Origin of the sequence: Streptomyces sp. SID5464 (assembly GCF_009862985.1) — a bacterium.
Taxonomy (GTDB): domain Bacteria; phylum Actinomycetota; class Actinomycetes; order Streptomycetales; family Streptomycetaceae; genus Streptomyces; species Streptomyces chartreusis_D.
Map to the genome: position 1 here is coordinate 122,964 of NZ_WWIQ01000075.1, position 25,656 is coordinate 148,619.

The following is a 25,656-nucleotide window of genomic DNA, read 5'->3' on the forward strand; positions in this document are numbered from 1 at the left end:
CGCCAACGCCCTGCTGAAGCTGCTGCGCGTGGAGGCGCGGGAGGAGGTGGCCGCGTCCTACTCGGACGCCGAGATAGCGCAGATCGTGAAGGACTCCAGCGAGGCCGGCCTCATCGACGACCGCGCCCAGGAGCGGTTGCACGACGCGCTGGAGCTGGGCCGCCGTCCGGTGCGCGACGTGGTGCTGCCGCTGGAACGCGTGGTGTACGCGCGCGTGGGCGTCACTGCGGACGAGCTGGAGCGGCTGTCGGCGGAGTCCGGGTTCTCCCGCTTCCCGGTGGTGGACGAGGGGCGGCGGATCGTCGGCTATCTGCATGTGAAGGACGCGCTGGACGCCGCCGGGCGCGATGTACCGTTCCGGCTGCGGGACATGCGGTCCATCGCGCGCGTGCGGGAGCACACGCCGCTGGACGACGTCCTCACGGCGATGCGGGGCGGCCGGACGCACCTCGCGGCCGTCCTCGGGGCGGACGGCCGGCTGGCCGGCCTCGTGACCATGGAGGACGTGCTGCGGGAGCTGTTCGGCCAGCGGGCGTGAGTAACCGGTCGCCGATGCTCCCGGGTGGGTGACCGACTGCTGGGTATGTGCACGGGATACTATTTCTGCCGCCATGGACACGAACCCCACCTACAGCAGCCTCGTCGCGGTCGGCGACTCCTTCACCGAGGGCATGTCGGACCTGTTGCCCGACGGCACCTACCGGGGCTGGGCCGATCTCCTCGCCGCGCGGATGGCGGCCCGCACGCCCGGCTTCCGCTACGCCAACCTCGCCGTGCGCGGCAAGCTGATCCGGCAGATCGTCGACGAGCAGGTGGACGTGGCGGCGGCCATGCAGGCCGACGTCGTCACCCTGGTCGGCGGGCTCAACGACACGCTGCGGCCGAAGTGCGACATGGGCCGGGTGCGCGGACTCCTGGAGGAGGCCGTGGAGCGACTGGCCCCTTCGTGCAAGCAGCTCGTGCTGATGCGCAGCCCGGCCCGCCGGGGCCCGGTCCTGGAGCGGTTCCGGCCGCGCATGGAGGACCTGTTCACCTGCGTCGACGAGCTCGCCGCACGGCACGGCGCGAGCGTCGTCGACCTGTACGACGCGCCCTCGCTCGCCGACCCGCGGCTGTGGGACGTGGACCGGCTGCACCTGACGGGCGAAGGCCACCGCCGGGTCGCGGAGGCGGTGTGGCAGGCGCTCGGCTACGAGCCCGAGGACACCGAGTGGCGCACCCCGATGCCGACGACGCTGCCGCCCGGCTGGGTCATGCGGCGTGCGGCGGACCTGCGGTTCGCGCGGCAGCACCTGCTGCCCTGGATCGGCCGCCGCCTGACGGGCCGCTCCTCGGGCGACGGCCTGCCGCCGAAGCGGCCCGAGCTGCTGCCGTACGAGGACCTGGCGTAGGCGGTTCCCGGGACCGTGGTCAGGGGTATGGCCTCGAGAACCCTCTCGTAGGTTCCGACAAAGACACCCGCGGCGCTGGCCTGCACGAATCGCCAGTAGAATCCGTCCACGTGACTTCCGCTCCCGCCAAGCCCCGCATCCCGAACGTCCTCGCCGGACGCTACGCCTCCGCCGAACTCGCCACGCTCTGGTCGCCCGAGCAGAAGGTGAAGCTGGAGCGGCAGCTCTGGCTCGCCGTGCTGCGGGCCCAGAAGGACCTCGGGATCGAGGTGCCGGACGCGGCGCTCGCCGACTACGAGCGTGTGCTCGACACCGTCGACCTGGCCTCCATCGCCGAGCGCGAGAAGGTCACGCGGCACGACGTGAAGGCGCGGATCGAGGAGTTCAACGCCCTCGCCGGGCACGAGCACGTGCACAAGGGCATGACCTCCCGAGACCTGACCGAGAATGTCGAGCAGCTCCAGATCCGCCTTTCGCTGGAGCTGATGCGCGACCGCACGGTGGCCGTCCTGGCCCGCCTGGGCAAGCTGGCCGGCGAGTACGGCGAGCTGGTCATGGCCGGCCGCTCGCACAACGTCGCCGCGCAGGCCACCACCCTCGGCAAGCGCTTCGCGACCGCCACCGACGAGCTGCTCGTCGCCTACGGCCGGATCGAGGAGCTGCTGGGCCGCTACCCGCTGCGCGGCATCAAGGGCCCGGTCGGCACCGCTCAGGACATGCTGGACCTGCTGGGCGGGGACGCCGCGAAGCTCGCGGAGCTGGAGCAGCGGATCGCCACGCACCTGGGCTTCTCACAGGCGTTCACCTCGGTCGGCCAGGTCTACCCGCGCTCGCTGGACTACGAGGTCGTCACCGCGCTGGTGCAGCTGGCGGCCGCGCCGTCGTCGCTGGCGAAGACGATCCGGCTGATGGCCGGGCACGAGCTGGTCACGGAGGGCTTCAAGCCCGGCCAGGTGGGCTCCTCGGCGATGCCGCACAAGATGAACACCCGCTCCTGCGAGCGCGTCAACGGCCTGATGGTGATCCTGCGCGGCTACGCCTCGATGACCGGCGAGCTGGCGGGCGACCAGTGGAACGAGGGCGATGTGTCCTGCTCGGTGGTGCGCCGGGTCGCGCTGCCGGACGCCTTCTTCGCGCTGGACGGCCTGCTGGAGACGTTCCTCACGGTGCTCGACGAGTTCGGCGCGTTCCCCGCGGTCGTGGCCCGGGAGCTGGACCGGTACCTGCCGTTCCTCGCCACCACCAAGGTGCTGATGGGTGCCGTGCGCGCGGGCGTGGGCCGGGAGCTCGCGCACGAGGCGATCAAGGAGAACGCCGTCGCCTCGGCGCTCGCGATGCGCGAGCAGGGCGCCGAGCGCAACGAGTTGCTGGACAAGCTGGCCGCCGACGAGCGCATTCCGCTCGACCGCGCCGAGCTGGACGCGCTGATGGCCGACAAGCTGTCGTTCACGGGCGCCGCGGGCGACCAGGTCGCCGTCGTCGTCGCCCGGGTCGAGGAGATCGTGAAGCAGCACCCCCAGGCCGCGGGTTACACGCCCGGCGCGATCCTCTGACCCGCCGCACACGATGCCCCGTTTCACGCCCGAGGAGCTTCAGGCCGCCCGCGACCGTGTCGTGCCGGACGTGGTCGCGGACGGTCTGCGGGTGCTGTTCTGCGGCATAAATCCCGGTCTGATGACGGCCGCGACGGGCCATCACTTCGCCCGCCCGGGCAACCGCTTCTGGCCGGTGCTGCACCGCTCCGGGTTCACGCCGCGGCTGCTGAGGCCGTCCGAGCAGCAGGAGTTGCTGTCGTACGGGCTCGGCATCACGAATGTCGTGGCGCGGCCGACCGCTCGGGCCGACGAGCTGAGCTCCGAGGAGTACCGGGAGGGCGGGCGGCTGCTCGCGCTGAAGGTGGGGCGGCTGCGGCCGCGCTGGCTGGCCGTGGTCGGCGTGACCGCGTACCGCGTCGCGTTCGACGACCGGAAGGCCCGGGTCGGGCCGCAATCCCGGATGATCGGGGACACGCGGGTGTGGGTGCTGCCCAATCCGAGCGGGCTGAACGCGCACTGGACGGCCGGGACCATGGCCGAGGAGTTCGCACGGCTGCGGGAAGCCGCCGAGAGCTGATCGCTCACGGCGGGTCCGCCTCCGTGACCAGGGCCAGCAGCCGCACCTCGCGCGACGTGTCGCGGTCGGTGACCGCCACGGCGACCCAGCGGCCGGTGCCCTCCACCTCCCACAGGTACGCGACGCTCGCGCACTCGCTCAACTCGGCCCACGGCCGGGGTATCTCCTCCCGCTCGGTGCGCAGCAGGACGGTCTGCAGGTTGTAGGGGGGCGTGTCGCCCCAGCGGGAGGCGAGGAGTTCGTAGACGGCGTCCCGGTCCTTCTCGTACTGGTCGATCGTCACCGCCCGGAGCGCCGGGTCGTCGTCGCCCGCGGCCTCTAACACCGCGGTGTGCTGACCGGGTCCGGAAACGCCGACGTCCGACGGGCCGTGCTCCGCCGGAAAGGGGCGGTAGCACAGCTCGTCGATGAGGGCGATGTGCTGTGCGATGTTCATGCGTCCAGTAAACCGGGCCCCACTGACACTTGGCGGGGCGTCAACCCCGTTCCCGCCGGTCCGCGGTCAGGCGTCCCGGCGGCGCAGGCGCCACGCTCCCGCCAGCAGGGCGGCCGCCGCCCAGAGCGCGGTCACCGCGAGCCCCGACCACGGCCCTGGGGTGCCGTCGTAGGTCTGCCTCAGGACCAGCTGTCCCGCCTTGTCGGGCAGGAAGTCGGCGACCGTGCCCGTCGCGTCGCCGATCACGAACGACACGACGAGGATGAACGGGATCAGCAGGGACAGCGTGGCCACGCCGCTGCGCAGCAGGGCGGCGAGTCCGGCGGCGAAGAGGGCCATCAGCATGAGGTAGACACCGCAGCCCACCACGCCGCGCACCTGCTCGCCGGTGCCGAGCCCGTCGGCGGCCGGGCCGAGCCCCGCCCGTGCCACGAGGAGGGCCGCGAGGGCGGTCACCAGTCCCACGAGCAGAGCCGGTACGGCGATGACGGCCGCCTTGGCCGCGAACCACCGGCCACGCCGCGGAACCGCGGCCAGCGAGAGCCGGAGCGCGCCCGGCTGGAACTCCGACGACACGGCCATGGCGCCGAAGGAGACCGCCGCGATCTGCCCCGGCACGACACCGGACAGGGCCGTGAACAGCGGGTCGAATCCGGGATCCGACGTCTCGGAGACACCGGCGATCGCGGAGAACGCCGTGGTCGCGGCGAACAGGGCCAGGAGGGCTCCGGGAAGCGAGCGGAGCGTACGGATCTTCAGCCACTCGGAGCGGAGGACAGGGGTGAGTTCCATGGTCAGGCCTCCTGCGGCTGCTGTGCGGTGAACTCGGTCTCGGCCGACGTGAGGTCGAAGTACGCCTGCTCCAAGGTGCCCTCCTCCGCTGCGAGTTCGAGCACCGGCACACCCGCGGCCGAGACGATGCGGCCGATGTCGTCCACGCGCGCGTGGTGCACGGTCCAGTGCCCGTCCACGTGTTCCACGGCCTCGTGGCCGCGCGGAGCGAGAGCGCTCTTGAGGGCGGCGGGGTCGGTCGTACGGATGCGTACGCGGGGCTGCACGCGGGTGTGGATGAAGTCCCGCATCGGGGTGTCCGCCAGCAGCCGGCCCCGGCCGAGGACGACGAGGTGGTCCGCGAAGGACGCGGTTTCGTTCATCAGATGGCTGGAGACCAGGACCGTGCGGCCCTCCTCCGCGAGCCGGCGCAGCAACTGCCGGATCCACACGATGCCTTCGGGGTCGAGTCCGTTGGACGGCTCGTCCAGCATGACCACCTCGGGGTCGCCCAGCAGGGCGGCGGCGATGCCGAGGCGCTGGCGCATGCCCAGGGAGTACGTCCGCACCCGGCGCCGGGCCACCGACGCCAGGCCGGTCTCCTCCAGCACCTCGTCGACCCGCCGGTCCGGGATGCGGTTGCTGGTCGCCAGGACGCGGAGGTGGTCGCGGGCGCTGCGGGAGCCGTGCGCGGCCTGCGCGTCGAGCAGGGCGCCCACGTGGCGCAGGGGCTCGCGCAGCGTCGGGTAGGCGCGGCCACCGAGGGTGGCGGAGCCGGCGGTCGGCCGGTCGAGGCCGAGGACCAGCCGCATGGTGGTGGACTTCCCGGCGCCGTTGGGGCCGAGGAAGCCGGTGACGCGGCCGGGCAGGACGCGGAAGGTGAGGCCGTCCACGGCTCGTTTGCCGCCGTACTCCTTGGTGAGGTCCTGGACTTCGATGCTGGTCATGGCAGCAGCGTGGCCGATGGTCCGGGGTGCGGGCCTCCCCCGGCGGTGGAGATCGTCTCCCCCGTGCGGGGGAGGTTCGTTGTCAGTGGTGGCTGGCACGATGACGCAATGGTCCGCATGCTGCGCCCGCTCGCACGGGCGGTGACGTACAAACGGTGGCTGCACATCGTGGTGGCCATCGTGTGGCCGTCGCTGTGGCTCTTCATCCAGGAGGCGTGGTGGACCCAGGTCACCGCCGCCGTGCTGCTCGGACTCGCCGGTCTCGTGCCCATCACGCGGGTCGTGGAAGGGTTTCAGGCCAGACTGCTGCTGACCGACCACCGACAGGACGGTGAGAGCGCGGACATCGTGACCACCCCGTCGGTCACGTGGACCGATCGCGGGCGGACGGTGGTGTGGCTGGAGGCGCGGCTGTGCCTCGGCTGGATCGTGTCCCATCTCTCCGTCCAGTTGCCCCTCCTCGCGATCGACTTGCTGACGACGGGGCTCGGTCACGGGCCCGCCGCTGACGGGTTCGTGACCGTCGAGGAGAACCGCTGGTGGCACGCCGTGCTCGCACCCGTGCCGTTGCTGCTGCTCCCCGTGGTCGTGGTGTGGTCGGGCCACTTCGTCACCGCACTGGCCCACCGACTCCTCGGGCCGTCGCACGCCGAGCGGATGGCGGCGCTGGAGGAACGCACCGACCAACTGCTGGAACGCACCCGGATCGCCCGCGAGTTGCACGACTCCATCGGGCACGCGCTCACGGTCGCCGTCGTGCAGGCCGGGGCGGCCCGGGCGGCCGGTGACGCGGAGTTCACGGCCCGGGCGCTGACCGCCATCGAGGAGACCGGCCGGGCCGCCCTGGAGGACCTGGAGCGGGTGCTCGGCATCCTCCGCGAGTCGGAGAAGCCGGTGAGCAGCAGACCGACCCTCGCGGACGCCGACCGCCTGCTCGAGTCCGCGCGTGCTTCGGGGGCGAAGGTCGACGCCGAGGTGACCGGGCCCGTGGACACCGTGCCCGGTCCCGTGTCCCGAGAGGGCTACCGGATCCTCCAGGAGTCGCTGACCAACGTGCTGCGGCACGCGGGGGCGGTCCCCGTACGCGTGCGCGTGCACGTCGCCGATGGCTCTCTCGTCCTCGCGATACGCAATCCGTGCCCGGCCGGGACACCAGGCCCCGGACGCGGCAGCGGCCTGCGCGGCATACGCGAGCGCGCCGCCCTGCTCGGCGGCCGGGCCCGGACCGGCCCCGACGAGGGCGAGTGGCAGGTCCATGCCGAGCTGCCTCTGAGTTGATCTACGCTGGTCCGATGCCGATCACCGTGCTCCTCGTCGACGACGAACCCCTCGTACGCGCGGGTCTGCGGGCCGTGCTGGAGGCACAGCCCGACATCGAGGTGGTCGGGGAGGCCGCGGACGGGGCGGCGGTGATCCCGCTCGTGCGGCAGCTGCGGCCCGACGTGGTCGCCATGGACGTACGGATGCCGCTGCTGGACGGGATCGAGGCCACCCGGGCGCTGCTGCGGACGGTCGACGAGCCGCCGCGGATCCTCGTGGTGACGACGTTCGAGAACGACGAGTACGTGTACGAGGCGCTGCGGGCCGGTGCCGACGGGTTCCTGCTCAAGCGGGCCCGGCCGGCCGAGATCGTGCACGCGGTGCGGCTGATCGCCGAGGGCGAGTCGCTGCTCTTCCCCGCCTCGGTGCGGCAACTGGCCGCCGAGTACGGCGACGGCGGCGGGAACCGGGCCGCACGGGCGGCGATGGAGCGGGCCCAGCTGACCGAGCGGGAGGGCGAGGTGCTGCGGCTGATGGCGCGGGGCCTGTCGAACGCGGAGATCGCCGCCCGGCTGGTCGTGGGCACCGAGACGGTGAAGTCGCATGTGAGCGCCGTACTGGCGAAGCTGGGAGCGAGGGACCGCACGCAGGCGGTGATCGCGGCGTACGAGTCCGGGTTCGTGGCGCCGGGCTGATCGGCGAGGGCCGCTGCCTGCCCCTCGCCGGGGTGCGCCGCGCCGAGTACGATCCGGCCAACACGCGCACGAGCTGGGAGGACGGACGGTGGGGCGGCTGACCGGCGGGGATCCCTCGCTGCTGCGCAGGATCAACTCCGCGGTGGTGCTGCACGCGCTGCGTGCCACGGACTGCGCGACGCTGACCGAGATCACCCGGGTGACGGGGCTGTCCCGGCCGACCGTCGAGGGCGTCGTCGAGGGGCTCATCGAGGCCGGTCTCGTCGTCGAGAAGGCGGCCGAGGAGGGTGCCGCGCGGCGGCAGGGGCGGCCGGCGCGGCGGTTCCGGTTCCGGGCGGAGGCCGGGCATCTGCTGGGGCTGGAGATCGGCGCGCACCGGGTGGCCGCGCTGCTGGCCGACCTGGACGGCCGGGTGATCGGCTCCCAGGCCAAGGACGTGCCCGAGACGGCGGGGGCCGACGAGCGGCTGGAGCGGCTGCGGGGGGCCGTCGCCGAACTGCTGCGCCGGGCCGGTGTCGCACGCGGCTCGCTGCGGGCCGTGGGCGTGGCGACGCCCGGGATCGTCGAGGCGGACGGCACGGTACGGCTGGGCACCGCGCTGCCCGGGTGGACGGGGCTGCGGCTGGGCGAGCGGCTGAGCAGGTCGTTCAAGTGCCCGGTCCTGGTCGAGAACGACGCCAACGCGGCGGCCGTCGCCGAGCACTGGAAGGGCGCGGCCACCGAGTCGGACGACGTGGTGTTCGTGCTGGCGGGGCTCAGCCCGGGCGCCGGTTCGCTGATCGGGGGGCGGCTGCACCGGGGCTACGGCGGGGCGGCCGGCGAGATCGGCGCGCTGCATCTCCTCGGCCGGGAGGTGACGCCGGAGACGTTGCTGTCCACCACGGACGAACCGCTGCACCCGCTCGACGAACAGGCCGTCGCCGAGGTCTTCGCGCAGGCCCGCGAGGGCGACCAGCGGGCCCGCGCGGCCGTCGACCGCTTCCTTCAGCGCCTGGTCCACGACGTGGCGGCGCTGATCCTCGCCCTCGACCCGGAACTGGTCGTCATCGGCGGCTGGGCAGCGGGCCTGGACGGCGTCCTGGACCCCCTCCGCCGAGAACTGGCCCGCTACTGCCTGCGCCCCCCGCAGGTGACCCTGTCCCGCCTGGGGGACGCGGCAGTGGCGACGGGCGCCCTGCGTCTCGCCCTGGATCACGTCGAGGAGCAGCTCTTCAGCGTGGAGGGCACGACCACACCACGCCGCTGAGCCAACACCCTCGAGGGGCGCGGAGCTGTGCCGACATGCGGCTCCGCCGCGTGGGCGCGCTCAGCCACAACGCACCCGCAGCCCTCACTCACCGCACCCCTGCGGCGTCGGGCTCAGGAAGCCTGCCGCTGCGGCCCGGCGTGGATCTCCACACCCCCCGCATCCCCGAAGGTCAACCGACACGTGTCAGCGCGATACGTCGCGACGGACAACGCCGCCACACGTCCCGCGACCACGAACCGCGTCGTCACCACCAGCACGGGCGCCCCGGGCAACCGGTCCAGCTCCTTCGCGTCGTCGGCCCCCGCGGAGCCGAGTTCCACCGCGTTCTCCTGCCGGTCCAGCTGCAGCCGCTGGAGCTCGCGCAGCACCGCACGCGCGCGTGCCGACCCGGACGGTGCGTCGATGCCGGTGAGGTCGGGCACCGAGGACCGCGGAATGTACAGCAGCTCGGCGGCCACCGGCCGGCCGTGCGAGACGCGGGAGCGGCGCACGATGTGCACGGGTTCGTCGCGGCCGGTCTCCAGCGCGTCGGCGACCGCCGGGGGCGGCACGGCCGCCGTGCAGTCGACGGGCTGCCAGGCGTCCTCGGGGCCGCCCGGCCAGGTGTGCGGACCGGTGCCGAGGGAGACGCCCACGCGGGGCGGCGCGACGGTCGTACCGACACCGCGGCGGCGCTGGAGCCTGCCCTCCAGTTCGAGCTGCTCCAGGGCCTGGCGGAGCGTGGCGCGGGCGACGCCGAAGCGGGCCGCGAGGTCGCGCTCGTTGGGCAGGATCTCCCCCACGGAGAACTCCGAGTCGAGCGCTTCACTGAGCACGGTCTTGAGATGCCAGTACTTCGGTTCCGGCACCGATTCCAGCTGCGTGGTCCCCACCCTGTCCTCCGCGATCGCCGTGGTCGGCGGCTATTCAGCGCCCTTGTTTTTTAAAGGTTGTTTCACTTCTCTGCGACCATAGGTCGGCCCTGATCCTTGGTCAAGACCAATGGCCGGGAACGTTCACGGGACGTTCGTGCGAGGCCCCTGCGGGGCTCCTGGTGCGCTCTCCTAGACAGTGGCCAGCGAGCGCAACTTGTCGGGGTTGCGGACGATGTAGACCGCCTGGACGCGGCCGTCGGCGACATCGAGCTGGAAGACGGAGTCGAGCTTGTCGCCGGACAGGAACAGCACGGCCGGGCCGCCGTTGAGCTCCTGGAAACGCACGGAGACGTCGGGGAGGCCCTTCTGCGCGGCGCCGACGAGGAAGCGGGCCACCTTGTCCGCCGTCCGGAGAACCCGCAGCGGCGCCCGCGACTTTCCGCCACTGTCGCCGACGAGCCGGACGTCCGGGGCGAGCAGCGCCATCAGCCCCTCGAGGTCGCCGTCCGCCGCGGCGGCGAGGAACCGTTCGGTGAGGTCGCGCCGCTGGGCGGGGTCGACCTCGTAGCGCGGCCGCCGCTCCTCGACGTGCTTGCGTGCCCGCCCGGCCAGCTGGCGCACCGCCGCTTCGCCGCGGTCGAGCATGGCGGCGATGTCGGCGTACGGGAAGCCGAAGGCCTCGCGCAGCACGAACACCGCCCGCTCCAGCGGCGACAGCGACTCCAGCACGACGAGGACGGCGAGGGAGACGGAGTCCGCGAGCACGGCCCGCTCGGCGGTGTCCGGCACGGTGTCGCCGAAGTCGGTGACGTACGGCTCGGGCAGCCAGGGGCCGACGTAGGTCTCCCCGCGGGCCTTGATCTGGCGCAGCCGGTCGATGGCGAGGCGGGTGGTGATCCGTACGAGGTAGCCGCGCGGTTCGCGCACGTCGCCGCGGTCGTTGCCCGACCAGCGCAGCCAGGCCTCCTGGACCACGTCCTCCGCGTCGGCGACGCGGCCCAGCATGCGGTAGGCGACGCCCAGCAGGACGGGGCGGTGTGCTTCGAAGACGTCGGTCGCGGTCTCGGTGGTCACGGGCTCCATCCCAACTCACCGGTGCGGTCCTGTCCAGGCGAATCCATCCCTCGCGGACAGCCGTGGCCGGGAAAGTGGCGGCACCTCGGGGCTACCCGTCGGTAGCAATTGCTGACAAGCTGTCTACGGCGTCCGTCAGCGAGTACAGCCGAGGAGCACCGCATGTCCGCCACCGTCTCCTTCGAAGTCGCCTCCGCACACGGCGAGCGGAACGTGACCCTGTCCTACACGCGTCAGGGCAGCGGCGAACCGTTGCTCCTGCTGCACGGCATCGGCCACCACCGGCAGGTGTGGGACCCGGTGATACCCGCCCTGGCCGCCGAGCGGGACGTGATCGCCGTGGACCTGCCCGGGTGCGGCGAGTCACCAGCCCTGCCGGAGGGCATGGCGCACGACCTGCCCACCATGAACACCGTCCTCGCGGCGCTGTTCGGGGCGCTGGAGATCGAACGGCCGCACGTGGCGGGCAACTCGCTGGGCGGCCTGCTGGCCCTGGACCTGGCCCGGGCGCAGCTCGTCCGCTCCGTCACCGCCCTGTCCCCCGCCGGGTTCTGGAACGAGGCCGAGCGCCGCTACGCCTTCACGGTGCTGATGACGATGCGGCAGATAGCCCAGCGGATGCCGCTGCCGGTCGTCGAACGGCTGGCTCGGCCGGCTCTCGGCCGCACACTGCTGACGAGCACCATCTACGCCCGCCCGGGCCGTCGTTCGCCCGAGGCCGTGGTCGCCGAGACGCTCGCGCTGGCCCGCGCCAAAGGGTTCTCCGAGACCCTCCGCTCCGGCAGGACCGTGCAGTTCACCGACGACATCGTGGGCACGCCGGTCACTGTGGCGTGGGGCAACCGGGACCGGCTGCTGATCCCCCGCCAGGGCGTGCGCGCCAAGAGCGTCATCCCCCGCGCCCGGCTGGTACGGCTGCCCGGCTGCGGCCACGTCCCGATGAACGACGACCCGGCGCTGGTCGCCCGGGTCGTCCTCGACGGCAGCCGCTGAGGACCGGACGACCAGCCCGTCGGGCGTGGCAACAGGACGTCCCCCTCGTGGCGGGAAGCCCGCCAGCGGATCCGGCAGACTGACCGCATGAACCGCAACGAGTCCGCGTCGCCCGCCTGGGAGTTGCTGCTCCCGGCCGCTTCGGCACCGGCACGCACGCGTGGCCGTTCTCTTCAGGCCGCGCTGCGCGAGGCGGTCCGCTCGGGCCGGCTCGCGCCGGGCACGCGGCTGCCGTCGAGCCGGGACCTCGCGGCGGACCTGGGAGTGTCGCGCGGGCTGATCACGGAGGCGTACGAGCAGCTGACCGCGGAGGGCTACCTGCGCAGCGGCCGGGGCGCCGGGACGTGGGTCGGCTCGGCCGTACGGGCCGCCCGGGCGCGGGCGCACGACCTCGCTCCGCGCTCCCCCGGTGCCCGGGCGGACTTCGTGCCCGGGACGCCGGACCTGTCGCTGTTCCCGCGCACGGCGTGGGCCGCCGCGCAGCGCGGTGTGCTGGCGGAACTGCCGCACCAGGAGCTGGGGTACCCCGATCCGCGCGGGCTGCCCCGGCTGCGTACCGCGCTGGCCGGACTGCTCGCCCGGCGGCGCGGTGTGGTGGCCGACCCGGAGCGGATCGTGGTGGTCTCCGGAGTGGCCCAGGCGACGACGCTGCTGGGCTTCGCGCTGCACGCGCGCGGGGTGCGCACGGTGGGTGTGGAGGACCCGGGCAGTCCCCAGCACGACGCGCTGTACGCCTCGGCCGGGGTCACCGCCGTGCCGCTGCCCGTGGACGGCGAGGGAATCGCCCTGGAGCCGCTGCGGGCGTCGGGCGTACGGGCCGTGGTGACGACGCCGTCCCACCAGTTCCCCACCGGCATCGCCTACTCGGCCCGCCGTCGCGCCGAACTGCTGGACTGGGCGCGGTCCGTGGACGGCATCGTCCTGGAGGACGACTACGACGGCGACTTCCGCTACGACCGCGCTCCCGTCGGCGCGCTCCAGGGCCTCGACCCGGACCGCGTCGCCTACACGGGCTCGGTCAGCAAGTCCCTCGCGCCGGGGCTGCGGCTGGGCTGGCTGCTGGTGCCCGAGTCCTGGGCGGAGGAGATCGTCGAACGCAAGCGCACCATGGACCTCGGCCACCCGGCCCTGGACCAGGCGCTCTTCGCCCGCTTCCTGGAACGCGGCGACTACGACCGCCAGTTGCGCCGCTGCCAGCGCGCCTACCGCGAGCGCCGTGACGCCCTGACCGCCGCCCTCGACGAGCACTTCCCCGGCTCCCGGGTCTCGGGCATCGCCGCGGGCCTGCACGTGATCGCCACGCTGCCGGAGTGCTACGGCCCCGAGGGCCGTTTCCTCACCCGCGTCACGGCGGCCGGGGTGGCGGTACGCCCCCTTTCGGCCTACACACACCCGCGTCCCGCGCGGGAGGAGGAGGCCGACGGGCCGAAGCGGATACGGCTCGTGCTGGGCTACGCGCACGTGCCGCCCGCCCGGATCCACGAGGGCATACGCCTCATGGCGGAGGCGGCCACGGCGTGACCCCCGGCGGAGCGGGTTCCGCCGGTTCCGCTCCACCCGCGGTCAGTTGTTCACTTGGGGTTCGTGTGTGCGCTGCGGCGTGCCAGTAGTTGTTGCTGTGCACACTGGCCGGATCCCGTCCCTGGAGGCGCATCCATGTCACACCGTCCGCTCCCCGCGCGCCGTAGCGTCCTGCGCGGCTCCCTCGCCGCGTCGGCGGCCCTCACCCTGCCCACCGCTCTCGGCGAGGCTCCGGCCTTCGCGCTGTCGGGGCGTCCGAAGGCGGGGTGGGGCGTGCAGGCCGGAGACGTGACCCGCGACTCCGGGCTGGTGTGGGTGCGATCCGACCGGCCCGCCCGGATGGTCGTCGAGACGTCGGCGACCGAGTCGTTCCGCAACCCGCGCAGATGGCACGGCCCGCTGCTGGGCCCGGGTACCGACTTCACCGGCACGACCCGGCTGCACGGCCTGCCGTCCGGCGAGCAGATCCACTACCGGGTGCTGCTCGCCGACCCGGACGACCCGCGCCGCACCGGCGAGCCGGTCACCGGCACCTTCCGCACGGCGTCCGACAAGCGCCGTGACGGCGTACGGTTCGTCTGGTCCGGCGACCTGGCCGGGCAGGGCTGGGGCATCAACCCGGAGCTCGGCGGCTACCGGATCTACCAGGCGATGGCCGCCCTCGACCCGGACTTCTTCATCTGCAGCGGCGACAACATCTACGCCGACGGCCCCCTCACCGAGACCGTGGCCCTGCCCGACGGGCGCACCTGGCGGAACATCACCACCGAGGAGAAGGCGAAGGTCGCCGAGACCCTGGCGGAGTTCCGCGGCAACTTCCGGTACAACCTGCTGGACGAGAACCTGCGTGCCTTCAACGCCCAGGTCCCGTCCATCATCCAGTGGGACGACCACGAGGTCACCAACAACTGGTACCCGGGCGAGATCCTCGGCGACACCCGGTACACCGAGAAGAACGTCGACGTGCTCGCCGCCCGCGCCCGGCGTGCCTTCTCGGAGTACTTCCCGATCTCCACGCTGCGCCGCCCCGACGGCCGCGTCTACCGCGTGCAGCACCACGGCCCGCTGCTGGACGTCTTCGTGCTGGACATGCGCACCTACCGCAACGCCAACTCGCCGGACGACCAGCCCACGGACCCGCAGGGCATCCTCGGCCGCGAGCAACTGGAGTGGCTCAAGCGCGAGCTGTCCCGCTCCCGCGCGGTGTGGAAGGTGATCGCCTCCGACATGCCGATCGGCCTGGTCGTCCCGGACACCGGCGACGGCAAGCCGAACATCGAGGCCGTCGCCCAGGGCGACCCCGGCGCCCCGCTGGGCCGTGAGCTCCAGATCGCGGAGCTGCTGCGTTTCATCAAGCACCGCCGGATCACCGGCACGGTGTGGCTCACCGCCGACGTCCACTACACCTCGGCGCAGCACTACCAGCCGTCGCGGGCCGCCTTCACCGACTTCGAGCCGTTCTGGGAGTTCGTGTCGGGCCCGCTGAACGCCGGCGCCTTCCCCGCGAACACGCTCGACGGCACCTTCGGTCCCGACCGTGTGTTCCTGAAGGCGCCGACGACCGCCAACGTCTCCCCCGCCGGCGGCTACCAGTTCTTCGGCGAGGTGGACATCGACGGCGGCAGCGGCGAGCTGACGGTACGTCTGCGCGAGCAGGACGGAACCGTGCTGTTCACGAAGGTGCTCCAGCCGGGCCTGGTCGGCCAGTGAGGTACAGTGCGCAACGTTTGAAGGGTCGATAAAGAGGGCAAGCCGTCCCTTTTACCCGCCAGTCACAATGCGTTCGTGATCACGCAACACCGTTCGGTCACAGTGGGTGCATGACGCGAAAAGTGACTGATGTGACGCACCTGAACGACTGCCGCCCCGCCAACGCGTGGCAGCGGGTCACGGCGGCGGTCCACACCTGGCGAACACGACGCCACGAACACGCGCCGCCGGCGGGCGATACCGGGTCCCCGGCACCGGAGCCGGTGCCGGGGGCGAACACGCTGTGGCGGATGCGGACCACGGTGAAGGACGAACCGGGATCGCTGGCGGCCCTGTGCACGGCCCTCGCCGAGCACCGGGTCGACATCCTCAGCCTCCAGACGCATCCGCTGGCCGAGGGCACGGTGGACGAGTTCCTGCTGCGCGCCCCGGGCGAACTGCCGGCCGCCGGGATCGCCACGGCGGTGCGGACGGCCGGCGGCACCGACACCTGGATCGAGCGGGCCGACGCCCACGACCTGGTGGACGCGCCGACCCGGGTCCTCGGACTCGCCGCCCGGACCGCTCTGGACGCCGCGGAACTGCCCCTCGCGCTGCGCCAGTTGCTGGGCCGGTGCACGATCCGGTCCCGTCCCGCACCGGTCGGCGGCGACCGGGCGCCCGCCGGTGTCCCGGTGGAGGGAGCACTCGACGACACGGTGATGCGCCTGCGCGCCCCGGAGGGCGGAGTGATCACCGTGGAGCGGCCGTATCTGCCCTTCACCCCGACCGAGTTCGCCCGGGCCCGGGCCCTGGTGGAACTGGACGCCCGGCTCGGGCCGCGCGTCCCGCGCGGCCGGGACGTGCTCACCCTGGCCGAGGGCAGTGACATCACCGTGCGCCGGGCCGACACCCGTGATCTGGAGGCGGCCAGGGCGATGCACGAGCGGTGCTCGGACCGCACCCTCAAGCTGCGCTACCACGGGCCGGTCGGTGACGCCGACCGCTATCTCAGCCACCTGCTCAGTCCGCGCTACGGCCGGACCCTCGCCGTGCAGACGGCCTCCGGGCGGCTCGTCGGGCTAGGGCATCTGCTGTGGGACGGGGACGAGACGGAGGTCGCGTTGATCGTCGAGGATGCGTGGCAGCGGCGGGGTATCGGCGGGGAGTTGCTGGGGCGGCTGGTGGCGATGGCCGCGGAGGCGGGTTGCCGGAGTGTGTATGCCGTGACGCAGACGTCCAATACGGGGATGGTCGCGGCGATGCGGGGGCTGGGCCTCCCCCTCGACTATCAGGTCGAGGAGGGGACCCTGGTGATCACCGCGCGGCTGGGTGAGACCGTTTCGACGGGTGCGGGTGAGGTGGGGAGCACCTCGGCGCCGTAGGAGCCGTGATCAGACGGTGGCTGCGGGTTCGTCGTGGCTTGTCGCGCAGTTCCCCGCGCCCCTGAAGCTCAGCGCCTGGTCGAGATCGGACCACAGGTCCTCTATGTCCTCCAAGCCCACCGACATGCGTAGCAGACGGTCGCTCACCCCCGCCCCCCGGCGGTCGTCGGCGTCCACGATGCGGTGGCTGATGGACGCCGGGTGCTGGATCAGGGTGTCCACGCTGCCGAGGCTCACCGCCGGGGTGATGAGGCGGACACCGGCGATGACCTCGTGGGGGTCGCCGTGAATCTCGAAGGAGACCATCGCGCCGCCGATGCGCGGGTAGTGCACGCGGGCCACCCGCGGGTCGGCGGCGAGGCGGTGGGCGAGTTCGGCGGCGTTGGCGGAGGCGGCCCGTACCCGGACCGGGAGGGTGGACAGCCCGCGCAGCAGCAGATAGCCGGCGAGCGGATGCAGGACGCCGCCGGTGGCGAAGCGGACCTGCCGCAGTCGTCCCGCGAGCTCCTCGTCGCAGGCGACCACGCCCGCCAGGACGTCCCCGTGCCCGCCGAGGTACTTGGTGGCGCTGTGCAGCACCAGCCGTGCGCCCTGTTCGGCGGGCCGCTGGAGCACCGGTGTGGCGAACGTGTTGTCCACGAGCAGCGGCACCGAGCCGCAGGCGTGCGCGACGGCCCGGAGGTCGACCTCGGCCAGCGTGGGGTTGGCCGGGGACTCCACGATCACCAGGCCGGTGTCCGGGCGCAGTGATTCCGCGATTCCCGCCGGGTCGGTCCAGGTCACCTCCGAACCCAGCAGCCCGGCGGTCAGCAGATGGTCGCTGCATCCGTAGAGGGGACGTACGGCCACCACGTGCCGCAGCCCCATGGAGGCGCGGACGAGCAGGACGGCGCTCAGGGCGGCCATGCCGCTGGCGAACGCGACCGCCGCCTCGGTGCCCTCCAGTCGGGCCAGTGCGGTCTCGAAACGGGCGACGGTCGGGTTGCCCAGCCGCCCGTAGACGGGCGGGCCGTCCGGGTCCGCGCCGGTGGCGGCGAACGCGTCGATCCGGGCCGCCTCGCCACGGCTGTCGTAGGACGGGTAGGTGGTGGACAGGTCGATCGGCGGGGCGTGCAGCCCCTGCCGGGCGAGGTCGTCCCGCCCGGCGTGGACGGCCTCGGTGGCGAGTGCTCTCGGTGCGGTGCGTACGTCGTCGTGGGCGCCCATGCTCGCTGTGTCCATGACGACAGGGTGAACACCGGCCGGGCTCAGGGGTGGAAATCCCGTGTTACGTTCGGCCGATGGCCGAATCTGTCGTACTGGACCCGGTGGATCTCCACCTGCTGCGGTTGCTGCAGAACGACGCCCGGACGACGTACCGGGATCTCGCCGCGCAGGTCGGGGTGGCGCCGTCGACCTGTCTGGACCGGGTGACCCGGCTGCGCCGTTCGGGCGTGATCCTCGGGCACCGGCTGGAGCTGGATCCGGCCAAGCTGGGGCGAGGACTGGAGGCTCTGCTGTCGGTGCAGGTCAGGCCGCACCGGCGGGAACTGGTGGGGCCGTTCGTGGAGCGGATCCGCGCCCTTCCGGAGTCACGGACGGTCTTCCACCTGACCGGACCGGACGACTACCTCGTCCATGTCGCGGTCGCCGACATGTCGGACCTTCAGCGGCTCGTGCTGGACGAGTTCACCTCGCGGCGCGAGGTGGCGCGGGTGGAGACCCGGCTGATCTTCCAGCAGTGGGAGTGCGGGCCGCTGCTGCCGCCTTCGCCCTCGGCTCAATCCGGATGACGTGCGCTGTTCCGCGTACCAGGATGGTCCGCATGTCTGAGATCAAGAGCCCGCTGCCCCGTGAGGTCGCCGACGCGTACGTCGACGAGCTCATCGCCCTCGACCCGATCACCGGCACGTTCCTCGGCGTGCGGGAGAGTTCGAGCAGGCTGCCCGACACCTCGCCCGCGGGCCAGGAGGCGCTCGCCGAGCTGGCGCGCCGGACACTGGCCCGGCTGGACGAGGCGGAGCGGCAGCCCGGCGCGGACAGTGACGTCGAGCGCCGCTGCGGGCGACTGCTGCGCGAGCGGCTCATCGCGGAACTCGCCGTGCACGAGGCCGACGAGAGCCTGCGGTCCGTCAGCAATCTGAGCTCCCTCCCGCACGCGGTGCGGCAGGTGTTCACCGTGACGCCGGCGCAGTCGGAGGAGGACTGGACGGCGATCGCCGAGCGGCTGAATGCGGTCCCCGCCGCGCTGGAGGGGTACCGGGAGTCCCTGGCGCTCGGCCTGGAGCGGAAGCTGTACGGCGGGCCGCGTGCCACGGCCACGTTCGTGGAGCAGCTCGGCGAGTGGGCGGACGCCGACGGCGAGGGCCGTGGCTGGTTCGATACCTTCGCGGCCGCCGGCCCCGAGGCGCTGCGTTCCGAGCTGGACACAGCGGCCCGCTCGGCCACCGAGGCGGTCGTACGGCTGCGCGACTGGATGCGGGACGTGTACGCACCGGCGATCGAGGGCGCGCCGGACGTGGTGGGCCGGGAGCGGTACGCGCGCTGGGTGCGCTACTACAACGGCACGGACCTCGACCTGGACGAGGCGTACGCGTACGGCTGGTCCGAGTACCACCGCCTCCTCGGAGAGATGAAGGCGGAGGCCGAGAAGATCCTTCCCGGTGCCGCCACGCCGTGGGTGGCGCTGGCGCACCTGGACGAGCACGGCACGCGCATCGAGGGCGTCGACGAGGTCCGCGACTGGCTGCAGTCCCTGATGGACGAGGCGATGGACGCGCTCGACGGCACCCACTTCGACCTGGCCGAGCGGGTGCGCCGGGTGGAGTCGCGCATCGCTCCTCCGGGGAGTGCCGCGGCCCCGTACTACACGCCGCCGTCGGACGACTTCACCCGCCCGGGCTGCACCTGGCTGCCGACCATGGGCGAGACCAGCTTCCCCGTTTACGACCTGGTGTCGACCTGGTACCACGAGGGTGTGCCGGGCCACCATCTCCAGCTGGCCCAGTGGAAGCACGTGGCGGAGGACCTCTCGCGCTACCAGGCGAGTGTCGGCATGGTGAGCGCCAACGCCGAGGGCTGGGCCCTGTACGCCGAGCGGCTGATGGACGAACTGGGCTTCCTGACGGACCCGGAGCGCCGGCTCGGTTACCTGGACGCGCAGATGATGCGCGCCGTGCGCGTCATCATCGACATCGGCATGCACCTGGAGCTGACGATCCCGGACGACTCCCCCTTCCACCCGGGCGAGCGCTGGACGCCCGAGCTGGCGCAGGAGTTCTTCGGCTCGCACAGCAGCCGGCCCGCGGACTTCGTGGAGAGCGAGCTGACCCGCTACCTGTCCATGCCGGGCCAGGCCATCGGTTACAAGCTCGGCGAGCGGGCCTGGCTGCTGGGCCGCGAGAAGGCCCGCGCCCGCCGTGGTGACACCTTCGACCCGAAGGCCTGGCACATGGCGGCGCTTTCGCAGGGGTCCCTGGGTCTGGACGACCTGGTCGACGAACTCTCCGTGCTGTAGATCAGGCCCCCGAGGGAGTTCAGCGGCGAAAGCCCCCCTCGGAGTCGATGACCTGCCCGGTGACCCACTCAGCCTCGTCCGTGGCGAGCCAAGCGATGAGGCGGGCCGGGTCGTCGGGCATACCCCACCGCCCGGCGGGGAAGCGCTCCGCGACGGCCTCGTAGTCCTCGCCGGTCATGTAGTCCGTGTCGACAGGGCCCGGGTTGACGGTGTTCACGGTGACCGCGTGGTCGGCGAGCGCCGTCGCAAGGGAGCGGGTGACGGAGGCGAGGGCACCCTTCTGGAGAGCGTAGGCGAGCTCCCCTGGCATGCCGCCCGCGATGTCCTGGCCGGAGGTCATCATCATCACGCGTCCGCCCGGGCTGCGCGGCGGCAGGGCGGACCGCAGCCGCGCATAGGCCTGGATCAGCAGGATCACGGAGCGGGTGTCGACCACCCAGTGCCGGTCCAGCATCGCCGTGTCGATCTCGTCCAGGGAGCCGTCGAACCCGTTCTGCGCGTGGTTGGCGACGAGGATGTCGAGCCGCCCGCCGAGCGCCTCGGCGGCCCTGCCGACGAGTTCACCGGCCACGGCGGGATCGCCCAGATCACCGGGCCCGGCGACGACCCGTCCCTCCGGGTCCCCGAGCGCCTCCCGCACGGACGCGACAACGTCCTCGGGACGATCGGCGCCCCAGGGCTGGCCGGCGTCGTGCGGCACATGGTGATGCAGATAGACACTGGCTCCGTAGGCGGCAAGACGCCGGGCAACGGCATGCCCGATGCCCCCACGCCGACTGGCCCCGGTCACCAGGGCAGTACGCCCCCGCAGGGGCAGAGGGTCACGGCGCAGTTCTTCGGGACTGGGATGAGGAAAACGAGGCACACGATCATCGTGGCCGGACCTGATGACCGACGCACGCGAATATCGCCCCTCCAGGGGCGCGGGGAACCGCGCGACCAGCCACAGCCAACCCGCACACGCCGAACAGCGAAGACCCCACGGTCACCTAGGCGCCAGCAACCGCAACTGAACCAAGCCCAGCCACGTTTCAGGCCCCGGCTGCACCCGAGCCGCCCGAACCGCGTAGCGCCCCGGCTCCAGAACCACCCGAACCCGCTCGCTCCCCGAAGGCTGCGCCCCGGGCCACGCAGCATCAAAGAGCAGCACGGCCCCGGGCACGTCCCAGAGAACCTCCGGCTCCCACTCCGCCGTGTCGACAGCCAGCGGCACGCTCGCCAGCAACTCGTCCTCGGAATTCCCCGCGCACCACCGGACGAACATCCCCTGGTCGGGCAGATACGCCGTCGAGGCCGGCTCGTCCCCCAGAACCAGCGCCGTGCAGTCGCCGACCGGCAGCAGCCCGACGTGCCCGTCCACCTCACAGGCCCGGTCGTAGTCCGACGCCGTCTCCTCGCCGTCGGCCCCCGCCCAGAACGGCAGAACCGTCTCCGGCACCGCTATCAACGGCCCGCCGCCCGACTCCACCCATTCCACGACGCCCGGCTCCGCGTATCGCACCATGGCGCAAGAACCTACAGGGTCAACTCCCCGCAAAGTTTCGGGGGTCAGTGGGTCGGCCTCAGCCCACGCCGCGCTGCCGCAGCACCGAGCCGGACCTGCCCTTGACGACCTCCAGTTGGGCGTGGATCCGCCGCCGCAGGTCGGGGACGTGGCTGACGATGCCGACGCTGCGGTCGCGTTCGCGCAGGGAGTCGAGGACGTCGAGGACCTCGTCGAGGGTCTGGTCGTCGAGACTGCCGAAGCCCTCGTCGATGAAGAGGGTGTCGAGGCGCACCCCGCCCGCCTCGTCCGTGACGACGTCCGCGAGGCCGAGGGCGAGGGCGAGCGAGGCGAAGAACGTCTCGCCGCCCGACAGCGTCGCCGTGTCCCGCTCGCGGCCGGTCCAGGCGTCGACGACGTGCAGTCCGAGTCCGCTGCGGCCGCGTCCGGTGCGGTCGTCGGAGTGGACGAGGGTGTAGCGGCCGGACGACATGCGCCGCAGCCGTACGGTCGCGGCGGCGGCGACCTGTTCCAGGCGGGCCGCGAGCACGTACGACTCCAGGCGCATCCGGCGTTCGTTGTCCGCCGAGGTGCCGGCGGTGAGACCGGCCATGCGGGCGACCCGGTCGTACTCCTCGCGCAGCGGAGCCAGCCGGCGGACGGAGGCGGTCGCCCGGGCGGAGAGCCGGTCGAGTTCGGCGCAGCGCCGGACGGCGGCGTCGTGTGCCGAGGCGGCCTCGCGCAGCCGGCGTGCCGCGGCGTCGGCGGCGAGCTGCGCCGACGTGAGGTCTGCGGGCTCCTGCTGGGCGGCGGCCGCGGTGTCGGCCTCGGCGAGGACGGCCCGTACGGCGGCCTCCTCGTGCTGCCAGGCGTCCAGGCGGCGTTGCAGTTCGCGGTGGGCGGTGTCGTCGAGGAGGGCGGCGGCCGCGTCCCGCGGGGTGTCGAAGCCGGCGCGGAAGGCGGCGTCGGCGAGGCGGGCGTCGGCGTCCTTGAGCCGCTGGGCGGTGTCCTCGGCGGCGCGGGCGGCGTCGGCGGCGTCCGTGAGCAGCGCGGCCCGGCGCTCCAGTTCTGCGGCCCGGGCGGCGACGCTGTCCAAGGCGCCCCTCGCCCGGTTCAGCTCCTCCTCCAGGGCGGCGCGTTCGCTCTCCAGCCGTTCCCGGTGGCCGACCCGGGCGGCGCTGCGCACGGCGGCCTCCTGCCGGGCGGCGACGCGCCGCTCGTGCTCGTGCCCGGCCTGCCGCAGCCGCTCCTGCGCGGTGTGCAGCTCGGCGGCGCCCCGGCGGGCCTGCTCGTACTGCTCCTCCAACTCATCGGCTTCGCGGGTCAGTTGCCCGGTGGGGGTGTCACCGGCCTCGGCGGTGGCGGCGGCAAGGGCCTCCCGGACGACGCCGAGGTTCCGCTCGTTCTCGGCGCGCTGTTCGTCGGCGTGCTGGTAGGCGGCCAGGGCTTGTTCTTCGGCTTCGCGGTCGACGTGCCCGGCGACCTTGCGGGCGGGGGCGGGGTGTTCGGTGGCACCGCAGACGGCGCAGGGCTCGCCGTCGGTGAGGTTCGCGGCCAGTTCGGCGGCGATGCCGGTCAGGCGCTGTTCCTTGAGGTCGAGCCAGTGCCGCTTGGCGCGCAGCGCCTCCTCCTGCGCGGTGCGGACCTGCTCGACGGCCCGGTTCGTGTCCTCGGCGAGCTGGTCGCGCAGCCGGGCCGCCTTCAGCCGCTGCCGTGCGGGCTCGCGGCGTACGGCGAGCTGTTCGGCGAGGGCGGCTGCCCGCTGCGCGGCGTCGATGCGGGCCTGGAGAGCGGTGCGGGTCTCCTCCCAGCCGTCGAGCCAGGCCTCCGCCTCCTGAAGGACGTCGGTGTCGGCGCGCTCCTGGCGGTCCAGGCCGGCGCGTTCGTCGAGGAGTTCGGCCAGCCGCCGCTCGGCGCGGCGGGCCGAGTCCAGTCCGCCCAGTTCCTCGGCGGCCCGGCGGGCGGCTGCGGCGAGCCCGGCCGCGCCGGCGTCGGCGAAGGTCTCGGGCAGCAGGGCACGCGCGCGTGCCTCGGCGGCGGCCGCCCGCCGGTGTTCGGCCTCGGCGGTCTCCCGCAGGTCCAGGGCGGGCGCGACCGCCTCGGCCTTGCGGGCCCGTTCCATGAGCGCCTGCGCCTCCCGGTACGCCTCGGCGCCCTGCTCCAGACGCGCCGCCTTCTCGCGTGCGTCGGTGAACCGACGCTGCAGCCGGGCGAGTTCGCGTACGTCGTCCAGGGCGCGGCCTGCGGCGGCCTGCGCGGACTCGGCGGCGGCGAGCGTGCACTCGGCGACGGCGAGCTGTTCGCGGGCGGTGCTGCGGGCGACGGCGGCGGCGCCCAGCACGGCCTCGGCGAGTCCTGGTTCGCCGGGGGCCAGGTCCGGCAGCGGCATGGCGTCGCCCGCGGCCTGTTGCATGCGGTGGGCGTCGGCCAGCAGCGCGGCGTCCCCGTCGCGGACCTGGGCCTCGGTGGCGCGGCGGCGCTCGGCGAGGCGCTTCTCGACGTCGGCGAAGCGGCGGGTGTCGAACAGGCGGCCCAGCAGCTTGCCGCGGGCTTCGGCGTCGGCGCGCAGGAACCGTGCGAAGTCGCCCTGCGGCAACAGCACGACCTGGCAGAACTGCTCCCGGCTCATGCCGAGCAGCTGGGTGATCTCCTCGCCGATCTCCTGGTGGGAGCGGCTGAGGTCCTTCCAGGCCGAGGCCGTGGTGTCGTACTCGCGCAGCCAGGTCTGGGCCTTGTCGAGGGTTGTGCCGGTGCCGCGTTTCTTGGGGCGTTCCCAGGGCGGCTGCCGGGTGACCTCCAGGCGGCGTCCGGCCACGGTGAGTTCGAGGGTGACCTCCGTGCGGGTCCCCGGCGCGGCGTGGTCGCTGCGCAGGGTCGCACCCTGTCCGCCGCCCTGCCGGGCGCCCGGCACCGAGCCGTACAGGGCGTAGCAGACGGCGTCGAGGACGGAGGTCTTGCCCGCGCCGGTCGGCCCGTGGAGCAGGAACAGTCCGGCCGCCGACAGCTCGTCGAAGTCGACGCTCTGGGTGCCCCCGAAGGGACCGAAGGCGGTGACCGTCAGCCGGTGGAGCCTCACCGGGCCACCTCCCGTACGGTCTCGTCGGCCCGCACCGCGTCGAACGCCTCCCGCAGGACGCCCTGTTCGTGCGCGTCGGGTCCGGCGCCGCGCACGTGGGCGACGAAGTCCTCCGCGATCTGCTGGTCGCTGCGGCCGGCGAGGCGCCGGGCGTACGACACCGCGGGGTCGTCCGCGGCCCGGTCGGGGTCGAAGACGAGGCTGAGGGTGTGCGGGAAGCGCTCGGTGAGCCGGGCCATCGGGTCGGCCGGGCGGACCGGGTCGGTGAGCGTCGCCTCGACCCACGCCTCCTCGTGCCGCGCCAGCGCCGGGTCGGCGAGCAGGTCCTCCAGGGTGCCCCGGATCCGGGCCAGGGCGCGCGGCACCGGGCAGTCGAGGCGCTCGGCGTCGACGGAGCCGTCGGCGGCCAGGTCGACGAGCCACATGCTCTTGCGGTGCCCGGCCTCGGAGAAGGAATAGGGCAGCGGGGAGCCGGAGTAGCGGACGCGGTCGGTGAGGGTCTGGCAGCCGTGCAGATGCCCGAGCGCCACGTAGTCGACGCCGTCGAAGACGCCGGCGGGCACCGCGGCGACGCCGCCGACGGTGATGTCCCGTTCGCTGTCGCTGGGTTCGCCGCCGGTGACGAAGGCGTGCGCGAGGACGACGGAGCGCGTGCCGGGCGCACGCGTGGCGAGGTCGGCGCGGACCCGGTCCATGGCGGCGGCGAGCACGGCCTCGTGCCCTGCCTTCTCCACGCCGAACTCGTCCTTCACCAGAGCGGGTTCGAGGTAGGGCAGTCCGTAGAAGGCGACGTCCCCGTGGGCGTCGGCCAGCACCACCGGGGTGCCGGCCGCCGACGGTTCGGTCCGCAGGTGGATGCCGGCCCGCCCGATGAGGCCCGCGCCGACGCCCAGTCGGCGGGCCGAGTCGTGGTTCCCGGAGATCATCACGGTCGGCACGCCGAGGTCGGCGAGGCGGTGCAGGGCGTCGTCGAACAGCTCGACAGCGGCGAGCGGCGGCACGGCCCGGTCGTACACGTCTCCCGACACGACCACCGCGTCCACGGCCCGCTCGCGCACCGTCGTGACGAGGTGGCCGATGAACTCGGCCTGGGCGGTGAGCATGTTCACGCGGTGGAACGACCGGCCGAGGTGCCAGTCGGACGTGTGCAGCAGTCTCACGACGCCGCTCCGACCTGCATGTCTCCCCCTGCTACCGCTCCACGACCCGCACGAGCCGGCTCGG

Annotated in this window: 23 protein-coding genes; 13 read left to right on the forward strand and 10 right to left on the reverse strand. The window is 73.1% G+C overall.

What is annotated here, in order from left to right:
- The 4 genes from GTY47_RS36865 to mug form a co-directional block, all read left to right on the forward strand.
- A partial coding sequence (locus GTY47_RS36865; RefSeq protein WP_010041140.1) for a CBS domain-containing protein occupies positions 1–538 on the forward strand: 538 nt, incomplete at its 5' end.
- 73 nt (positions 539–611) lie between these two features.
- Positions 612–1,391 carry an SGNH/GDSL hydrolase family protein gene (locus tag GTY47_RS36870; RefSeq protein ID WP_010041142.1) on the forward strand — a complete coding sequence of 260 codons (780 nt, stop codon included), beginning with the start codon at positions 612–614 and terminating at the stop codon, positions 1,389–1,391.
- 110 nt (positions 1,392–1,501) lie between these two features.
- The gene (gene purB, locus GTY47_RS36875; protein WP_010041144.1) at positions 1,502–2,944 is read left to right on the forward strand and encodes an adenylosuccinate lyase; all 1,443 of its coding nucleotides are present in this window, start codon (positions 1,502–1,504) and stop codon (positions 2,942–2,944) included.
- Positions 2,945–2,957: 13 nt separating this feature from the next.
- A complete protein-coding gene (gene mug, locus GTY47_RS36880) occupies positions 2,958–3,503 on the forward strand; it encodes a G/U mismatch-specific DNA glycosylase (protein ID WP_010041146.1) in 546 nt (181 codons plus the stop codon).
- 4 nt (positions 3,504–3,507) lie between these two features.
- Here the strand turns inward: mug and GTY47_RS36885 are convergent, their stop codons facing one another.
- From GTY47_RS36885 to GTY47_RS36895, 3 genes are all read right to left on the reverse strand, one after another.
- On the reverse strand, positions 3,508–3,939 hold the full coding sequence (locus GTY47_RS36885) for a hypothetical protein (RefSeq protein WP_010041148.1): 432 nt from the start codon (positions 3,937–3,939) through the stop codon (positions 3,508–3,510).
- A gap of 66 nt (positions 3,940–4,005) precedes the next feature.
- The gene (locus GTY47_RS36890; protein ID WP_010041150.1) at positions 4,006–4,731 is read right to left on the reverse strand and encodes an ABC transporter permease; all 726 of its coding nucleotides are present in this window, start codon (positions 4,729–4,731) and stop codon (positions 4,006–4,008) included.
- Between the two features lie 2 nt (positions 4,732–4,733).
- Positions 4,734–5,657, reverse strand: coding sequence for an ABC transporter ATP-binding protein (locus tag GTY47_RS36895; RefSeq protein WP_010041152.1), 924 nt, complete (start codon positions 5,655–5,657; stop codon positions 4,734–4,736).
- Between the two features lie 108 nt (positions 5,658–5,765).
- Between GTY47_RS36895 and GTY47_RS36900 the strand changes: the two genes are divergently transcribed.
- From GTY47_RS36900 to GTY47_RS36910, 3 genes are all read left to right on the forward strand, one after another.
- Positions 5,766–6,935, forward strand: coding sequence for a histidine kinase (locus GTY47_RS36900; protein WP_010041154.1), 1,170 nt, complete (start codon positions 5,766–5,768; stop codon positions 6,933–6,935).
- A 14-nt stretch (positions 6,936–6,949) separates the two neighbouring features.
- Positions 6,950–7,612, forward strand: coding sequence for a response regulator transcription factor (locus GTY47_RS36905; RefSeq protein ID WP_010041156.1), 663 nt, complete (start codon positions 6,950–6,952; stop codon positions 7,610–7,612).
- Between the two features lie 88 nt (positions 7,613–7,700).
- The gene (locus tag GTY47_RS36910) at positions 7,701–8,858 is read left to right on the forward strand and encodes an ROK family transcriptional regulator (RefSeq protein ID WP_010041158.1); all 1,158 of its coding nucleotides are present in this window, start codon (positions 7,701–7,703) and stop codon (positions 8,856–8,858) included.
- 113 nt (positions 8,859–8,971) lie between these two features.
- On the opposite strand, the gene GTY47_RS36915 is transcribed toward GTY47_RS36910, so the two are convergent.
- Positions 8,972–9,733: a GntR family transcriptional regulator gene (locus GTY47_RS36915; protein ID WP_010041161.1), complete on the reverse strand. Its 762-nt coding sequence runs from the start codon at positions 9,731–9,733 to the stop codon at positions 8,972–8,974.
- A gap of 171 nt (positions 9,734–9,904) precedes the next feature.
- Complete coding sequence (locus GTY47_RS36920) at positions 9,905–10,789, reverse strand: RNA polymerase sigma-70 factor (protein ID WP_010041163.1); 885 nt, start codon at positions 10,787–10,789, stop codon at positions 9,905–9,907.
- Between the two features lie 162 nt (positions 10,790–10,951).
- On the opposite strand from GTY47_RS36920, the gene GTY47_RS36925 reads away from it, so the two are divergent.
- The 4 genes from GTY47_RS36925 (at position 10,952) to GTY47_RS36940 (ending at position 16,377) form a co-directional block, all read left to right on the forward strand.
- Positions 10,952–11,782, forward strand: a complete 831-nt coding sequence (locus tag GTY47_RS36925; protein WP_010041165.1) for an alpha/beta fold hydrolase — start codon at positions 10,952–10,954, stop codon at positions 11,780–11,782.
- An 87-nt stretch (positions 11,783–11,869) separates the two neighbouring features.
- Entirely contained in the window at positions 11,870–13,303 is a 1,434-nt protein-coding gene (locus tag GTY47_RS36930) for a PLP-dependent aminotransferase family protein (protein WP_010041169.1), read from the forward strand.
- 135 nt (positions 13,304–13,438) lie between these two features.
- On the forward strand, positions 13,439–15,013 hold the full coding sequence (locus GTY47_RS36935) for an alkaline phosphatase D family protein (protein ID WP_010041171.1): 1,575 nt from the start codon (positions 13,439–13,441) through the stop codon (positions 15,011–15,013).
- Between the two features lie 110 nt (positions 15,014–15,123).
- Positions 15,124–16,377, forward strand: coding sequence for a GNAT family N-acetyltransferase (locus GTY47_RS36940; RefSeq protein WP_029181259.1), 1,254 nt, complete (start codon positions 15,124–15,126; stop codon positions 16,375–16,377).
- A 9-nt stretch (positions 16,378–16,386) separates the two neighbouring features.
- On the opposite strand, the gene GTY47_RS36945 is transcribed toward GTY47_RS36940, so the two are convergent.
- Entirely contained in the window at positions 16,387–17,598 is a 1,212-nt protein-coding gene (locus tag GTY47_RS36945; protein WP_040903352.1) for a PLP-dependent transferase, read from the reverse strand.
- A 59-nt stretch (positions 17,599–17,657) separates the two neighbouring features.
- Between GTY47_RS36945 and GTY47_RS36950 the strand changes: the two genes are divergently transcribed.
- Positions 17,658–18,149, forward strand: a complete 492-nt coding sequence (locus tag GTY47_RS36950) for an Lrp/AsnC family transcriptional regulator (protein ID WP_010041175.1) — start codon at positions 17,658–17,660, stop codon at positions 18,147–18,149.
- Positions 18,150–18,181: 32 nt separating this feature from the next.
- On the forward strand, positions 18,182–19,873 hold the full coding sequence (locus GTY47_RS36955) for a DUF885 domain-containing protein (RefSeq protein ID WP_010041178.1): 1,692 nt from the start codon (positions 18,182–18,184) through the stop codon (positions 19,871–19,873).
- A gap of 19 nt (positions 19,874–19,892) precedes the next feature.
- On the opposite strand, the gene GTY47_RS36960 is transcribed toward GTY47_RS36955, so the two are convergent.
- From GTY47_RS36960 to GTY47_RS36975, 4 genes are all read right to left on the reverse strand, one after another.
- On the reverse strand, positions 19,893–20,738 hold the full coding sequence (locus tag GTY47_RS36960; protein ID WP_029181260.1) for an SDR family oxidoreductase: 846 nt from the start codon (positions 20,736–20,738) through the stop codon (positions 19,893–19,895).
- Positions 20,739–20,858: 120 nt separating this feature from the next.
- Positions 20,859–21,377, reverse strand: coding sequence for an immunity 21 family protein (locus GTY47_RS36965; protein WP_010041186.1), 519 nt, complete (start codon positions 21,375–21,377; stop codon positions 20,859–20,861).
- A 58-nt stretch (positions 21,378–21,435) separates the two neighbouring features.
- The gene (locus tag GTY47_RS36970; RefSeq protein WP_010041188.1) at positions 21,436–24,432 is read right to left on the reverse strand and encodes an SMC family ATPase; all 2,997 of its coding nucleotides are present in this window, start codon (positions 24,430–24,432) and stop codon (positions 21,436–21,438) included.
- On the reverse strand, positions 24,429–25,592 hold the full coding sequence (locus GTY47_RS36975) for an exonuclease SbcCD subunit D (RefSeq protein ID WP_010041190.1): 1,164 nt from the start codon (positions 25,590–25,592) through the stop codon (positions 24,429–24,431). Before GTY47_RS36975 ends, GTY47_RS36970 begins: the two co-directional genes overlap by 4 nt.
- Positions 25,593–25,656 lie beyond the last annotated feature (64 nt).

Coding starts and splice junctions, on each gene's coding strand:
- GTY47_RS36870 (WP_010041142.1), top strand. CDS start 612: ATGGACACGAACCCCACCTACAGCAGCCTCGTCGCGGTCGGCGACTCC.
- mug (WP_010041146.1), top strand. CDS start 2,958: ATGCCCCGTTTCACGCCCGAGGAGCTTCAGGCCGCCCGCGACCGTGTC.
- GTY47_RS36885 (WP_010041148.1), bottom strand. CDS start 3,939: ATGAACATCGCACAGCACATCGCCCTCATCGACGAGCTGTGCTACCGC.
- GTY47_RS36890 (WP_010041150.1), bottom strand. CDS start 4,731: ATGGAACTCACCCCTGTCCTCCGCTCCGAGTGGCTGAAGATCCGTACG.
- GTY47_RS36895 (WP_010041152.1), bottom strand. CDS start 5,657: ATGACCAGCATCGAAGTCCAGGACCTCACCAAGGAGTACGGCGGCAAA.
- GTY47_RS36900 (WP_010041154.1), top strand. CDS start 5,766: ATGGTCCGCATGCTGCGCCCGCTCGCACGGGCGGTGACGTACAAACGG.
- GTY47_RS36905 (WP_010041156.1), top strand. CDS start 6,950: ATGCCGATCACCGTGCTCCTCGTCGACGACGAACCCCTCGTACGCGCG.
- GTY47_RS36925 (WP_010041165.1), top strand. CDS start 10,952: ATGTCCGCCACCGTCTCCTTCGAAGTCGCCTCCGCACACGGCGAGCGG.
- GTY47_RS36930 (WP_010041169.1), top strand. CDS start 11,870: ATGAACCGCAACGAGTCCGCGTCGCCCGCCTGGGAGTTGCTGCTCCCG.
- GTY47_RS36935 (WP_010041171.1), top strand. CDS start 13,439: ATGTCACACCGTCCGCTCCCCGCGCGCCGTAGCGTCCTGCGCGGCTCC.
- GTY47_RS36940 (WP_029181259.1), top strand. CDS start 15,124: ATGACGCGAAAAGTGACTGATGTGACGCACCTGAACGACTGCCGCCCC.
- GTY47_RS36945 (WP_040903352.1), bottom strand. CDS start 17,598: ATGGACACAGCGAGCATGGGCGCCCACGACGACGTACGCACCGCACCG.
- GTY47_RS36950 (WP_010041175.1), top strand. CDS start 17,658: ATGGCCGAATCTGTCGTACTGGACCCGGTGGATCTCCACCTGCTGCGG.
- GTY47_RS36955 (WP_010041178.1), top strand. CDS start 18,182: ATGTCTGAGATCAAGAGCCCGCTGCCCCGTGAGGTCGCCGACGCGTAC.
- GTY47_RS36965 (WP_010041186.1), bottom strand. CDS start 21,377: ATGGTGCGATACGCGGAGCCGGGCGTCGTGGAATGGGTGGAGTCGGGC.